This is a genomic window from Chelatococcus asaccharovorans (genome assembly GCF_003201475.1).
Taxonomy (GTDB): domain Bacteria; phylum Pseudomonadota; class Alphaproteobacteria; order Rhizobiales; family Beijerinckiaceae; genus Chelatococcus; species Chelatococcus asaccharovorans.
This window is the reverse complement of record NZ_QJJK01000013.1, coordinates 64,697-79,590: the sequence shown is the minus strand read 5'-3', so window position 1 is coordinate 79,590 and position 14,894 is coordinate 64,697. Positions and strand designations below refer to the sequence as shown.

The 14,894-nt window shown below is 65.7% G+C and carries 12 protein-coding genes; 11 read left to right on the top strand and 1 reads right to left on the bottom strand.

Going from position 1 to position 14,894, the window contains the following annotated elements:
- Positions 1 to 32: 32 nt before the first annotated feature.
- On the bottom strand, positions 33 to 1,634 hold the full coding sequence (locus C7450_RS26800) for an FAD-dependent monooxygenase (protein WP_110377555.1): 1,602 nt from the start codon (positions 1,632 to 1,634) through the stop codon (positions 33 to 35).
- Positions 1,635 to 1,966: 332 nt separating this feature from the next.
- Between C7450_RS26800 and C7450_RS26795 the strand changes: the two genes are divergently transcribed.
- From C7450_RS26795 to C7450_RS26745, 11 genes are all read left to right on the top strand, one after another.
- Positions 1,967 to 3,301 carry an ABC transporter substrate-binding protein gene (locus C7450_RS26795; RefSeq protein WP_170147458.1) on the top strand — a complete coding sequence of 445 codons (1,335 nt, stop codon included), beginning with the start codon at positions 1,967 to 1,969 and terminating at the stop codon, positions 3,299 to 3,301.
- A 3-nt stretch (positions 3,302 to 3,304) separates the two neighbouring features.
- Entirely contained in the window at positions 3,305 to 4,207 is a 903-nt protein-coding gene (locus tag C7450_RS26790; protein WP_110377553.1) for a carbohydrate ABC transporter permease, read from the top strand.
- Positions 4,208 to 4,231: 24 nt separating this feature from the next.
- Entirely contained in the window at positions 4,232 to 5,083 is an 852-nt protein-coding gene (locus C7450_RS26785) for a carbohydrate ABC transporter permease (RefSeq protein ID WP_110377552.1), read from the top strand.
- 4 nt (positions 5,084 to 5,087) lie between these two features.
- Positions 5,088 to 6,017, top strand: coding sequence for an SMP-30/gluconolactonase/LRE family protein (locus C7450_RS26780; protein ID WP_110377551.1), 930 nt, complete (start codon positions 5,088 to 5,090; stop codon positions 6,015 to 6,017).
- A gap of 295 nt (positions 6,018 to 6,312) precedes the next feature.
- Positions 6,313 to 7,335, top strand: a complete 1,023-nt coding sequence (locus C7450_RS26775) for an ABC transporter substrate-binding protein (protein ID WP_110377550.1) — start codon at positions 6,313 to 6,315, stop codon at positions 7,333 to 7,335.
- A 4-nt stretch (positions 7,336 to 7,339) separates the two neighbouring features.
- Entirely contained in the window at positions 7,340 to 9,004 is a 1,665-nt protein-coding gene (locus tag C7450_RS26770) for an ABC transporter permease (protein ID WP_110377549.1), read from the top strand.
- A gap of 10 nt (positions 9,005 to 9,014) precedes the next feature.
- Positions 9,015 to 10,190 (top strand): ABC transporter ATP-binding protein, encoded by a 1,176-nt coding sequence (locus C7450_RS26765; protein ID WP_110377548.1) that lies wholly within the window; start codon positions 9,015 to 9,017, stop codon positions 10,188 to 10,190.
- A gap of 15 nt (positions 10,191 to 10,205) precedes the next feature.
- Entirely contained in the window at positions 10,206 to 11,438 is a 1,233-nt protein-coding gene (locus C7450_RS26760; protein ID WP_110377547.1) for a phosphopentomutase, read from the top strand.
- A gap of 97 nt (positions 11,439 to 11,535) precedes the next feature.
- A complete protein-coding gene (locus C7450_RS26755) occupies positions 11,536 to 12,861 on the top strand; it encodes an NAD(P)H-dependent oxidoreductase (protein ID WP_110377546.1) in 1,326 nt (441 codons plus the stop codon).
- Between the two features lie 3 nt (positions 12,862 to 12,864).
- Positions 12,865 to 13,896 carry a thiamine pyrophosphate-dependent dehydrogenase E1 component subunit alpha gene (locus tag C7450_RS26750; protein WP_110377545.1) on the top strand — a complete coding sequence of 344 codons (1,032 nt, stop codon included), beginning with the start codon at positions 12,865 to 12,867 and terminating at the stop codon, positions 13,894 to 13,896.
- A complete protein-coding gene (locus tag C7450_RS26745) occupies positions 13,896 to 14,894 on the top strand; it encodes an alpha-ketoacid dehydrogenase subunit beta (RefSeq protein WP_110377544.1) in 999 nt (332 codons plus the stop codon). Before C7450_RS26750 ends, C7450_RS26745 begins: the two co-directional genes overlap by 1 nt.

Sequence of the window (14,894 nt, the reverse complement as noted above, 5' to 3'; positions counted from 1 at the left end):
GGCGTTTGCGCCTCGAGCACGTCCGTGGTGCCTTACGGCGGCGACCCGGCCGGCTTCAAGGTGATGACATCCTCGAGATAGCGGGGCAGGGCCGCCGATATGGTTTCGACGGGACCGCACCAGCCCAGGTAATTGTCCGGCCGCACGAGCCATGCCTGGGCGTCGCCGAACGTCCCCGCGAACGCGCCGGCGGCGTCGATCAGCACTTCGACGCGCGGCGGTTCCTCCTGCATCGCGCCCGCTGACGTCACCGCGGCGACGCGCACCTGGCCCGGCCAGCGCCGATGAAGGTCGGCCGCCAGGGTCTCGGCGGCAGCCAGCCTCTCGCCCGCGGGCAAGAGCAGGACGAAGCCCGTCCCTTTCAAGACGTCGAACAGGCGGAAGGGAAAGCCCAGCCCCTTGCGCCGTAGCCCCTGAATATCGGGCATCCGGTCGCCCGGCGACAGACTGTCAGCGGTGACGGTGGCGGGTGACAACGGTCCGCCGCGATAGCTCACCAGGAGCTGGGTATCGGCGAGGCGGTCGCCGGTGCCGCGCTTGCCGAAATTCAGGCTCTCCTCGGTGGTGCGTGCGATGACCTCCGCCGCCACAGGCCGCCGCTCGCTCTCATAGCTGTCGAGCAGGCGCGGGTCCGCGTCGCCCTTCACCACGAGGGCCAGCTTCCACGCAAGGTTGTAGGCGTCCTGCACGCCGGTATTCATGCCCTGGCCACCCGTCGGCGGGTGGATATGGCAGGCATCGCCGGCAATGAAGACGTTGCCTTGCCCGTAGTGCGCGGCCAGCCGCATGGAAATGCGGAAGAGCGAGGACCAGCGCAGATCATCGAGCACCACGCGCTCCGGCAGCAGCCGATCGGCCACCTCCTGCAGGTCCGCGAGGCTCGCTCCGGCCCGGTCGGCCTGGATGCCATGGTCGGTCCCGACGTCAGCAGATGCCGTCAAATGCGCCGGCGCCATGGCAGAAACGCGGTACCGCCCGCGTTCCGGCAAGGGCACGGCGACGAAGAGGTCCGGCGGCGCATCGTCCACCGGGTGCACCGCGAAGACGGCCATCCCGCGCGGCACATCCCAGGCGATCGACACGTCGCCCAGCATGAACTCGAAGGGCCAGGCCTCACCCTCGAAGGGGATGTCGAGCGCCTTGCGGACGGCGCTATGCGCCCCATCGCATCCGACGACGAAGCGGAAGGAGGCTGCTTCTCTGCCGTGCGGGCCGTCAAGTTCCACCTGCACGGCGTTGTCGACCTGCGCCAGCCCCGCGAGCGCGACCCCGCGTTCGGGCACGATCCCGAACCGGGCCAAATGGTCCGTCAGCACCCGTTCGGTCTCATATTGCGGCACGCCGAGTGCCCCATAGGGGAGGTCGGAGAGGTCGCGCGTCATGTCACGGGCCGGCTGCCCCGGCAAGACCATCCTGACGCCATCGAGCCATAGCCCGGCGTCGACCATTTCGCGCGCCACGCCCATGTCCTCGAACATTTCGAGCGAGCGCGGCGTGACGCCGATCGCGCGGCAGAATGTCGAAGGCGCCGACTGCTTGTCGATGATGCGCGCGCCGACCCCATGACGCGCCAGCTCGGCGGCCAATGTGAGCCCGACCGGGCCTGCTCCTACAATCAGAACGGCTGCGTCCATGGTGATCCTCCCATGGAGCTAGTTCTACACATCCTGATGGCTGATGCACCCGCGTCGCCTCGTCAGGCGGGGCCGGCTCGTCGTCAGGTGGTTGCCGCCCAGGCCGATCCGGATCATTCGAGTTGTTGACTTGTCTGATAGGGGAGGCGGCGTTTTCTCATGTGAAGCCTCTTGGGAAAGGCGCAGAAAGCGATTCCATGGGGCGGCATTTATGTTTGACAAATAGACAAGTCATCCTAGCATGACGAGGCTGCCCGTGAGAATGGCAGGCCATGGCGAGGCCGCTCGTGGAGTCTCGTCGCGCCCATAATCAGCACGAGGGGATCAGGGACATGCGTCGATTCAGGGCTTTGCTGGCGATCGCCGCGATCGTCGCGACGACGAGCGCCGTCGCTGCGGCCGATCTGACCATCTGGTGGACGAAAGGCACAAATCCACAGGAGGACGAGGCGCTGAAAAGCGTCGTTGCCTTGTGGGAAAAACAGACCGGCAAGACCGCCGAGGTCAGCTTCTATACAACCGGCGATACGGAATCCAAGGTGGTGACGGCGCTCAAGGCCGGCAGCCCGCCGGATTTGACCTTCGATTTCGGCTATGACCTCGCCTATACGCCGACCTGGGCCTATGAGGGCCTTCTGGCTGACATGAGCGACGTGCTGGTGCCGATCGCCGATCAGTTTCAGAAGGGGCCCCTGCAATCGGCCTATCTCCTGAACGGCAAGACCAACAAGCGCGCTTACTATGCAGTGCCGTGGGTGCAGATGACGCCGCATGTGCATTACTGGAAGGACCTTCTTGAGAAGGCCGGATATACTGAAGCTGACGTGCCCAAGCAGTGGCAGCCGTTCTTCGATTTCTGGTGCGAGAAAGTCCAGCCGGCGCTCAGGGCCAAGGGCGACCGCATCTATGGCATCGGACAGGGATCCTCCACGAGTTCCAACGACCCGTTCTTCAATATTCACCTCGCCCTGAACGCCTTCGGCGCGCAGGTGGTCAATCCTGACGGCCAGTTGCAGATCACCGACCCGGAGGTGCGCAAGCGGGTCATCGCGGCGCTCGACAGCTACGCGAAGCCCATCCTCGCCAAATGTTCGCCGCCCGACGCGGTGAACTGGAACGGCGTCGACGACAACGTGTCCTTCCTGAACAAGAAGAACGTCGTCGTGATGAACCCGACCTTGTCGATTCCTCTGTCGCTGCAGGCCAAGAGCCCGGACGTCTATCGCAACGACATCCGCACCGTGCCGTGGCCCGACGGTCCGGACGGCAAGCCGACCCCGGCGATGATCTCGGTCAAGCAGGTGCTGGTGTTCCGGGATTCGCCGCATATCGACAATGCGAAGTCCTTCCTCAAGCTGCTGCTGCAGCCGGAGAACATCGGCCCCATGCTCAAGGCGACCGGCGGGCGCTGGATGCCGGTGATGCCGAAGCTGATCGAGGACCCGTTCTACATGCAAACGGACGATCCGCATCGCGCCGCCATGGTGCGCCAGTTCACCCAGGCGCAGAACGTCCCCTATCCGCAGGCCTACAACCGCCTCTATGCCAAGGTCATGCAGGAGCAACTGTGGCAGAAGGCGATCGGCCGCATCGTCATCGACGGTTGGACGACCGACAAGGCGGTTGATGAACTCAGCGCGCGCATGAAGGTCCTGCTCGGGAGCTGAGGGATGATTGCGAGCGGCGCGGCCTTGCCGCAAGCCAATTCATCGCGTCAGTGGCTGGGAAGCGGGCGACCGCTTCTCAGTTTCAAGGAGAAATGGGCGCTCTTCTTTCTGATGCCGTTCGCGGCGATGTTCGTGGCTTTCGTCAGCTATCCCATTCTCTACGCGCTCTTTCTTGCGACCGATCGTTCAGCCTACGCCCGCGTATTCGCCGATCCGATCTATGCGCGCACGCTCTGGAACACGTTTCTCTTCATCGCCATCGGCGTGATGCTGAAGATGCTGCTGGCGCTCGGGCTATCGAGCTTCTTCGTGCTGCCGGGGCGCGCCATCCGGGTCATCGCCGCGCTGTTCATTCTGCCCTGGGCGGTGCCGCATATCCCCTCGATCCTGTCCATTCGCTGGATGCTGAATTCGGAATGGGGGATGATCAACAACATCTTGTTTCAGGTCTTCGGTGTCGATGGTCCCGCCTGGCTGACCAACCCGAGCTACGGGATGGCGTCGATCATCGCGGTGCATATCTGGAAGTATCTGCCGTTCTGGACCATGATCCTGGTAGCGGCGCGGCTCGGTATCCCGAAAGACCTGTATGAATCCGCGCGTATCGACGGCGCGGGAAGCGTCCAGCAGTTTCGCTACGTCACCTTTCCGGCCATCGCCAATGTCTTCCTGACCAGCACGATGCTGACGACGATCTGGTCGCTGGGCGATTTCAACAGCATCTATCTGCTCACCGGCGGTGGGCCCATGGAGCGCACCAATACGCTCGCCACCATGGGCATCCGCTACGCCTTCCGCCATGCGGATTTCCAGGCGGGCATCGTCACCCTGATGTCGGCCCTGCCGATCCTCGTGCCGCTGGTGATCGTGCTCACACGCCGCCTGCGCAGGAACGCCGATGCATGAGATCACCCTTAAATGAGATCGCCCATGCATGAGATCGCCTTCAAGCCGCTCCTCCGGCAGGCCGGACTGATCGTCCTCGGCGCGCTCATCCTGCTGTGGACGCTCTTGCCGCTCTACCACATGGTGATCCTGTCACTGACGCCGGTGGGGGAGGGTTTTGCGGGCAAGCTCTGGCCCGATGCGCCGACGCTCGACAACTATAGGATCGTGCTGACCCAGGACAATTACTACCTGTCGCGCTTCTGGCTGCAGCTCGGCAACAGCGTGCTCGTCGCCTTCACGAGCTGCGTCTTCGTCTTTGCCCTGAGCCTGACCGCGAGTTTCGCGATCACCCGGCTCAGGCCGCGCTTTGCCGGCTTCGCATCGCATATGGCCCTCATCACCTATCTCGTGCCGGCGACGTTCCTCGCCATTCCCTTCTATCAGGTGATGGGGTCCTACGGCCTGCTCGGCAGCCGCTGGGCGCTGATCATCACCATCGCCACCTTCGCCACGCCCTATGCGATATGGGTGTTGCAGCAGAACGCCGGCAGCGTGCCGCGTGAACTCGACGAGGCGGCGGAAATCGACGGCGCCAGCCCCTGGCAGATCTTCCGCCTCGTCTACCTTCCCTTGATGGTGCCGACCATCGTCGCGGTCGGCGCCTTCGCGGTGATGCTGTCCTGGAACGAATATCTCTATGCCTTCCTCCTCCTGTCGGACGAGGATCGCATCACCTTGCCGGTGATGCTCGGGCAGTTCCTGAGCGATGATTCCGCGCCCTGGCCGCTCCTGATGGTCTCGGGCGTACTCTATTCATTGCCGCCGGCAATCCTCTATTTCCTGGCGCGCCGCTACATGGCCACGGGCCTGGCCGCCGGCAGCGTCAAGGGATGACGTCATGAGCCTCTATCCGCCGCCGTCGCCGATCGCGACCACGCTCTTCGTCGATGTCGTCGCCCAACTCGGCCTGAAGCCGCGCAGCGCGCCGTGGCTCACAGCTTCCGGGCTCGGTGAGACGCATTCCTTTCTGGAGGGTCCGAGTTTCGACGCTGACGGCAATCTCTATGTGGTGGACACGCCCTTCGGCCGCATCCTGCGCGTCAATCCCGCGGGTGAGGTCGTCATCGCGGCGGAATACGACGGCGCACCCAATGGCCTCAAGGTGCATCGCGACGGTGACATCTATATCGCCGACCGCATGCACGGCATCATGCATCTCGACCCCGCCAGCGGCCGCGTCAGCACCTTCCTCGGGCGGGACCGGCTGGAGCCGGGCTTCAAGGGGCCGAACGATCTCGTCTTTGCCCGCAACGGCGACCTCTACTTCACCGACCAGGGCAATACGGGCCTGCAGGATCCGACGGGGCGCGTCTTTCGCCGGCGACGCGACGGGCGGCTCGATTGCCTGCTCGACAATGTGCCGAGCCCCAACGGCATCGCGCTCAATCCGGCAGAAGACCAATTATTCGTCGCGGTCACCTTCGCCCAGCAGGTCTGGCGCTGCCCGCTGCTCGCCGATGGCTCGACGCACAAGGTCGGTGTCTACCAGTCCTTTTCCGGCGGGTTCAGCGGCCCGGACGGCCTCGCGGTGGATGTGGAAGGGGGGCTCGCCGTCTGCCATAACCGCATGGGCATCGTCTGGATGTTCGATGGTCTCGGCATCCCGACCTATCGGATCAATTCCTGCCGCGGGCGGCTCACCACCAATCTCGCCTATGGCGGGCCTGACCGGCGCACGCTCTTCATCACCGAATCCGAGACGGGCTCCATCCTGAAAGCGGAGGTGCCGGTTCCGGGGCTGGATCTGCGAGCCGCCGCGCGCGCCTGAGCGCAATCAGCACAGGCGAGAGCGTGGCTCAAGCGCGGTCGCACGCGGTCGTGGTTCGCGCCGCTCCACCTCCCGCTCGTCGCCACGCGGCATGACAGCATGCGTGGGTGGGGGCGGATCGCGCTCGCATCATCCCACGCGGATTCCCTTCAGAAGCCAGTTGCTCGCTCGCGCGGGTCCGGACGATCCACGTCGCGCCGGGGGGCGCCGCGCGTGCCGCCCTATGAATCGCTTGACAAGGTAGTATATGAACAATTATTCCATTTAGGATAAAAATGTTCATGGAGGAGCGCCGATGAGACTGAATCGCCGACAATTCGCAGGCAGCCTTGTGGGCGCGTCCCTGCTGCCATCCTTTGGCGCGCAGGCGCAGGCGAAGAAGCTCACGGCCTACATGGGGCCGCCGGAGCCAACCTGCGCCGCGCTGGTCGAGGCCTTCCAGAAAAGCTCCGGGGTTTCCACCACCTTCCTGCGCCTCTCGGCCGGCGAGGCGGTGAACCGCATCCGCGCCGAGCGCGCCCGCCCGCAGGCCAGCGTGCTCTACGGCATCGGCCTGCCCTCGATGATGACGCTGAAGAGCGAGGGGCTGCTGCAGCCCTACAAGCCGAAGGGCGTCGCCGACATCCCGGCGAAATACGTCGATCCCGAAGGCTACTGGACCGGCATCGACGTCGACTTCATCGGCTTCGCTTCAAACCAGACCTTCCTGAAGGAAAAGGGCCTCAAGGCGCCGACCAGCTGGGAGGATCTCACCAAGCCCGAGTTCGCCGGGCAGATCTGCATCGGCAGCCCCGCCACCTCAGGCACGGGCTACATGTTCCTGGCGACGGTCCTGCAGCTCATGGGCGAGGAGAAGGGCTGGGATTACATCAAGCGCTTCGACGCCAATGTTTCGCAGTATACGCGCTCCGGCATCGGTCCGACCCAGCTCGTCGGCCGCGGCGAAGTCGGGCTCGGCATCCTGTTCGCGCATGATATTCTGGGCAGCATCCACAAGGGCTTCCCTATGGAGATGAGCCTGCCGCGCGAAGGTACGGGTTATGATCTCTTCTGCGCCGTCATGCTCAAGGACGCGCCCGAGCCCGACGCGGCCAAGGAGTTCCTCGACTGGGCGGTGACACCTGCCTCGCAGGAAACGCTGGCGGCCTCGGAGTATTTCGACATGCCGACCAACAAGAATGCCAAGGTCAGCGATCTCGTGAAGCCCTTCGTCAACGCCAAGCTGATCGATTTCGACTTCAACTGGGCCGGAAGTGCAGACACGCGCAAGGCGATCATCGCGCGTTTCCAGAACGACATCCTCGCCGGACGAAAGTGAGCCGATGAGTGCCGTTGCGCCTGCGGGTATGACGGAGCGAGCGCAGCGCCGGGACTGGACCCTCTACTGGGTCTATCCCGTCGCAGCGGCCTTCGTCCTGATCTTCACCGCCTATCCCATGATCGACCTCTTGATGCGGGCGTTCACCGCGGATGGGCGGCTGTCCCTGGCCCTTTTGTCAGAGACCGTCGCGGACCCCTATAACCGCAAGGTGTTCTGGAACACGCTCATCCTGGGCGCGACGGTCGCCATTCTCGGCACGGTGCTCGCGACACTCTATGCCTATGTGATCGCCCGGGTGGCGATCCCGGGCAAACGGGTCTGGCACTTCTTCGCGCTGCTTCCGACGATCTCGCCGCCGATCCTGATGGCGCTGGCGCTTATCATGCTCTACGGCCGCCGCGGACTGATCACCCATGACCTGTTCGGGCTGCAGACGACAGGACTCTACGGCTTCACCGGCCTGGTGGTCGCACAGCTCATTTCCTATTTCCCCTTCGCCTATCTCATGATGCTGAACCTGTTCAAGGGCCTCGACGCATCGCTCGAAGAGGCGGCCTCGACCATGGGGGCGAACGGCTGGCGGGTGCTGCGCACGGTCAGTCTGCCATTGCTGGTGCCCGGCCTCGCCGGCTCGATGCTCCTGATGTTCAGCTATTCCTTTGCCGATCTCGGCAATCCGTTGCTGCTCGGTGGCGATTTCCCGGTGCTGTCCTCGCAGATCTACCAGACGATCATCGGCATGTACGACATCCCGAAAGGGGCGGCGCTCGCCGTGCTGCTGCTGATTCCTGCGCTCATGATGTTCTTCGCGCACAAGGCGCTGAGCGCAAGGATGTCCTTCGCCTCCGTTGGCGCCAAGGGCTCGAGCCGTCATCGGGAAGTGCGTCATGGCGGCGTGCGCGCTGCAGGCCTGATCTTCGTCGGGTTCATCACGCTCGTCATCTGCCTGCAATACGGGACGATCCTCGCGGGGGCCTTCACGCAGCTCTTCGGCATCAACTACAGCTTCACCACCAAGCATCTCGTCGCGGCGCTGACGAAATCCCGCGGCGCGCTCGTCGACACGCTCCTGCTGGGGCTGGTCGCCTCCTTCATCTCGGTGATGCTCGGCCTGCTCATTGCCTGGATCGTTGCGCGCACCCGCGCCCGCGGCCAGTCCCTGCTCGACTTCACGGCGAACCTGCCGCTCGCCATTCCCGGCACGGTGATCGGTCTGGCCTTCGGCCTGGCCTTCAACGGTCCGCCGCTCATCCTGACGGGCACAGCCGCGATCATCGTCGCCGCCTTCGTCGTCCGCTCGCTGCCCTACGGCATCCGCTCGGGGGTGGCCGCACTCAACCAGATCAACCGCACGCTGGACGAGGCCTCCACCACCATGGGGGCGACCTCGGGCCAGACGCTGTGGCGCATCCTCCTGCCCATCGTCCAGCCGGCTCTGCTGGCGGGAATGATCTTTTCGTTCACGCGCAGCGTCACGACGCTGAGCGCCGTCATCTTCGTGGTGTCGCCGCACTGGTCCCTCGTCACGCCGACCATCCTTTCGCAGATGGATCGCGGCGACGTGGGCGAGGCGGCCGCTCTCAGCGTCATCGTCGTCGTGATGGTGCTGGCGGTGATCCACGGCGTGCCGCGGCTGCTCGGCGGTGACTGGCGCGAAGCCCGCTGAGGGACAGCCCATGCAACAGACACTCGCCAAGGCCCCCGTCCACGCACCCGCCGAGAGCCCTGTGCCGACGGCCAGCTCAGCGCCCGCGAAGGGTCAGACGCTCGCCAAGGCGCTCTCCATCCGCCATCTCGACAAGTCCTATGCGCTGGGGGGCGGCCGCCGGCTGCCGGTGGTCACCGACTTCAATCTCGACCTCGCGCCCGGCGAGTTCGTGACCCTGCTCGGCCCCTCCGGTTGCGGGAAGACAACGGTCCTGCGCACCCTGGCCGGACTCGAGGACTTCGAGTCCGGCGAGATCCTGCTCGATTCCCTCTCGATCGCCCGGTTGCCGGCGCATCATCGCAAGATCGGCCTCGTCTTCCAGAACTATGCGCTCTTCCCGCATATGAGCGTGTTCGAGAATGTCGCCTATTCGCTCCGGCTGCGCCGCGTGGCGGAGGCAACCGTCCGCAGCGAGGTCGCGTCGGCGCTGGCGGCGGTCGGCCTCGAGGATTACGGGCCGCGCATGCCGGGCCAGCTCTCGGGCGGCCAGCAGCAGCGCGTCGCCGTGGCGCGCGCCCTGGTCATGCATCCCGACCTGCTGCTCTTCGACGAGCCTTTGTCCAATCTCGACGCTAAGCTGCGCGTGCAGGTGCGCTCGGAGCTGCGCCGTCTGCAGCGCCGTCTCGGCACGACGGCGCTGTTCGTCACCCATGATCAGGACGAGGCTATGAGCCTGTCGGACCGGATCGCCGTGATGAAGAGCGGCCGCATCGAGCAGGTCGGCGCTCCGGAAGAGATCTATGCCCGGCCGGCGACGCTCTTCGTCGCGCAGTTCGTCGGCAAGGTGAACGCACTTCCCGCGACCATCCTCGACGAGGCGAATGGTCAGGTGGAGATCGAGATGCTCGGCACGCGGCTTCGCGCCCCGTCGCCCGCGACCGGCCTGCCGCGTGACGTGCTGGCGCTGCTGCGACCGGAGGCCGTGACGCTCGGCGGCCCGGATAGCGGATTGCCGGGTATCGTCGAGGACATCGAGTTTCTCGGCGATCTCACCGAATACGGCATCCGCGTCGGCGACACCCTGGTCACCTCGGTGCGGTCGGCGCTCGGGGACGCGTGGAAGATCCGCGAGGGCGACCGCGTCGGCATCGGCTTCAAGGAGCAGACCATTCACCTGTTGCCGCGCACCGAAGCCGCTGTCTGACGGGTAGGGACAACCATGACCGACGCAAAGCCTCCCTTCGACCGGGTCATCATCCTCGTTCTCGACGCGCTCGGGATCGGCGCGCTGCCCGACGTCCATCTCGTCCGGCCTAACGACGTCGGCTCGAACACGTTGAAACATGTGGTGCGCGACGCCGGTGGGCTGTCGCTGCCCAATCTCGAGCGTCTCGGGCTCGGCACCGTCGCGCCGCAATCAGGCCTGCGGGTCGAGGCGGCCCCGATCGCTGTCCACGGCATCTTCAACCTCGGCTACAAGGGCGCGGATACCTATCTCGGGCACCAGGTCATCATGGGCTCGCGCGTGCCGGATGTCCCGGAGGAATTGTTCGAGGTCGTGCGTGACGATGTCGCCGCGGCGCTGCGCCGGGCGGGCCATCACGTCGAGCCGGCCGGTGAGGGCCTGGCCGCGCTCTTCGTCGACGGCCGGATGATCTGCGGCGACAATCTCGAAAGCGATCCGCTGCAGACCTATCACTGCGTCGGCTCCATCGACGACATGCCCTATGAGGAGATCGTCAAGGTCGGTGAGATCCTGCGTTCAGTGGCGCGCGTGCGCCGCGTGGTGGCGATGGGTGGCTACGGCTTCAAGGCAGCCGACATCCGGCGCTGCACCGAGCGGCGGCCCACCGGCCAGTGCGGCGTCAACAATGTCGCGCTCGGCCTCTACACCAGCAACTACGTCGTCCGGCATCTCACCCGCGGTACGAAGCCCGATGTGCAGATCCCGACGATCCTCAAGAAGGCGGGCTACGAGGTCGAACTCATCGGCAAGGTTGCCGACGTCATCACCTGCGAGGGCGCCCACAAGGAACCGCATGTTCTGACGCAGCCGGTGCTCGATGCGACCTATGCCGCGCTGGCGCGGGTCCGCTCGGGTCTCATCGCCATCAACATCCAGGAGACCGATCTCGCCGGCCATGACGAGAGCGCGGAGCGCTACGCCGCCTGCCTGCGGCTCGCAGACGAAGGCATCGGCCGGATGATGGCGATGATGGGCCCGCGCGATCTCCTGATCATCACCGGCGACCACGGCAACGATCCCACCATTGGCCACGACAAGCACACGCGCGAATTCACGCCGCTGCTGGTCTGGACGCAGGGCATCGTGCCGAAGGGCATCTTCATGCGCGATAGCCTCTCGGACATCGCGGCAACCGTCGCCGAGGTCTTCGGGGTGGACGCGCCGGAGATCGGGACGAGCTTCCTGGACGACATCGTGCGCGCCTGAGCGGGCGCCGCCCGCCGGGGACCATTCGGATTTGGACAAACGACAATGCAGGCCCGTTTCGATCCGCCGCGACGGGACGCATGCATGGAGGACTTCGATGGGAATCAATGTCGCGCCGACCGGACTGGCGCGTGACCTTCTGGCGAGGGCCGACACCGGCCGTCCCGTCCGCATAGGTCTCATAGGCTCCGGCGAGATGGGGACGGACATCGTCACCCGCGTCGCGCACATGCCCGGCATCAGCATCGGCGCGATCTGCGATCTCAACCTCTCCGCCGCGCGCAAGGCGGTCGACATCGCCTATCGCGAGGAGGGGCACCATCGCGAGGTGGGACGCCTGTCGGATCTCAATGCGGCGATGGAGGACGGCAAGATCGCCGTGACCGGCGATGCGGAGCTCGTCCTGTCCAGCGGCCTCATCGATGTCGTCATCGACGCCACGGGCGTGCCCGCCGTCGGTGCCGAGATCGGCCTGGCGGCCATGGAGCACGGCAAGCATCTCGTCATGATGAATGTCGAGGCCGACGTCACCATCGGCGCCTATCTCAAGAGCGAGGCCGACCGCCTCGGCGTCACCTATTCGCTCGGGGCCGGCGACGAGCCGTCCTCCTGCATGGAGCTGATCGAGTTCGTCTCGGCGATGGGCCATCCCATCGTGGCGGCCGGCAAGGGCAAGAACAATCCGCTCAATATCGACGCCATCCCGGACGACTATGCCGAGGAAGCGGCGCGCCGGCACATGAACGTGCGCATGCTGGTCGAGTTCGTCGACGGCTCCAAGACCATGGTCGAGATGGCCGCGATCGCCAACGCGACGGGCCTTGTTCCGGACAAACCGGGCATGCACGGCCCTGCCGCGACGCTGGACCAGCTCGCCTCCACCCTCATCCCTGAGAAGGACGGCGGTGTGCTGTCGCGGGTCGGCGTCGTCGACTATTCGATCGGCAAGGGCGTGGCGCCGGGCGTGTTCGTGGTCGCCGACATGTCGCATCCGCGCATCTCGGAGCGCATGGAAGACCTGAAGATGGGGAAGGGACCCTATTTCACCTTCCATCGGCCGTACCACCTCACCTCGCTCGAGGTGCCGCTGACCTGCGCGCGCGTGGTTCTCTACGGCAAGCCGGACATGGTGCCGCTCGCCCGGCCGGTCGCCGAGGTCTGCGCCGTCGCCAAGAAGGACATGAAGCCCGGTGATCGGCTCGATGCCATCGGCGAATACTGCTACCGCGCCTGGATCCTCACGGCCGTCGAGGCGCGCGAGGCCGGCGGTATCCCCTGCGGCCTCTTGCAGGGCGGCACCGTGACCGCGCCGATCCGCAAGGGCGACCTCATCACCTACGCCAATGCCGCCGTGATGCCCGGCTCGAAGATCGCCGCGCTCAGGGCGAGGCAGGACGCGCTCATCCACGGTAAGGGAGCCTGAATCATGGCCGCTCCGTCCCTCGCTGCCGACACGCGCGACACCAAGAACCTGCCGTTCCTTTACCGGCACTACCCGCGCGAGGAGCTGCTGGGCGCGCTCCGCCGCATGCATCTGATCCGCAAGTTCGAGGAGGGGGCCGAGGAGAGCTACATGCGCGGGCTCATCCACGGCACCATGCATCTCTCGATCGGCCAGGAGGCGAGCGCCGTCGGCATCTGCCTGCCGCTGACGCGCGAGGACCAGATCACCTCCACCCATCGCGGCCACGGCCACTGCATCGCCAAGGGCGCCGAGGTGAAGCGGATGTTCGCCGAGTTCTTCGGCAAGACCACCGGCTATTGCGGCGGGCGCGGCGGCTCCATGCATATCGCCGATGTCTCGACGGGTAATCTCGGCGCGAACGGCATCGTCGGCGGCGGCATCCCGATCGCCGTCGGCGCCGCACTGACCGCCAAGCGCCTCAACACGGGCAAGGTGGTGGTCTCCTTCTTCGGCGACGGCGCCAACAACGAGGGCGCCTTCCACGAGGCCCTCAACATGGCCGCGGTCTGGAAGCTGCCGGTCGTCTTCGTCTGCGAGAACAACAAATACGGCATGTCGACCTCGACCGAGCGGTCGACCGCGGTGCCCAACATCGCCGACCGGGCGGCGGCCTACGCCATGCCCGGCGTCATCGTCGACGGCAACGATCTCTCGGCCGTCGCGCAGGCCTCCCACGAGGCGGTCGAGCGCGCGCGCCGCGGCGAGGGCCCGAGCCTGATCGAGTGCAAGACCTATCGCTATCGCGGCCACTCCAAGAGCGACCGCAACCGCTACCGCACCAAGGACGAGATTGACGAGTGGATGGCCAACCGCGACCCGATCGAGCGCTACGAGGCTGAGTTGTCCGCCTTCGGCATCGCCACCGCCGAGGAGCTCGAAGCGGTCCGCGAGGCGGTCCGCGCGGAGATCGCCGCGGGCATCGACTTCGCCAAGGAAAGCCCGGCCCCCGTCGTCGCCGATCTTGCCGACTACGTTTACACGGAACAGAACTGATGGACACCGCGGTCAGGGAACTCAGCTATTCGCAGGCGATCCAGGAAGCGATGGCCATCGCCCTGGAGGCCGATGAGCGCGTCATCCTCATGGGTGAGGATATCGGCGTTTACGGCGGCGCCTTCCAGGTCACCGGCGATCTGATCGAGCGTTTCGGCCCTGAGCGGGTGATCGACACGCCGATCTCCGAGCTCGGCGGCGCCGGCGTCGCCGTAGGCGCGGCCGTAACGGGTCTCAGGCCAATCTTCGAGTTCCAGTTCTCGGATTTCGCCACGCTCGCCATGGAGCAGATCGTCAACCAGGCGGCGAAGATGCGCTACATGCTCGGCGGGGCCGTCTCGGTCCCGCTGGTCATGCGCTTCCCGGCCGGCTCCGGCACGGGCGCCGCCGCGCAGCACAGCCAGAGCCTCGAGGCGTGGCTCGGCCATGTGCCGGGGCTGAAGGTGATCCAGCCATCGACGCCGCATGACGTGAAGGGCATGCTGCTCGCCGCCGTGGCCGATCCCGACCCGGTGATGATCTTCGAGCACAAGCTCCTCTACAAGATGAAGGGGCCGGTCCCCGAGGGCCATTACACCGTGCCGATCGGCAAGGCCGCCATCCGGCGCGACGGCAAGGACCTCACCATCGTCGCCACGTCGATCATGGTGCACAAGGCGCTGGAGGCGGCGGAGACGCTGGCCGGCGAGGGCATCGACATCGAGGTCGTCGACCTGCGCAGCATCCGGCCGCTCGACCGCGAGACCATCATCGCGAGCGTCAAGAAGACCTCGCGGCTTCTCTGCGTCTATGAGGGCGTGAAGACCCTCGGCATCGGCGCGGAAATCAGCGCGACGATCGCGGAGAGCGAAGCCTTCGACTATCTCGACGCGCCGATCGTGCGTCTGGGCGGGTCGGAAACGCCGATCCCCTACAATCCCGAACTCGAGAAGGCTGCCGTGCCGCAGGTGCCGGATATCGTTGCCGCTGCCCGCGACCTCGTGAGCGGAGTGCGCTGA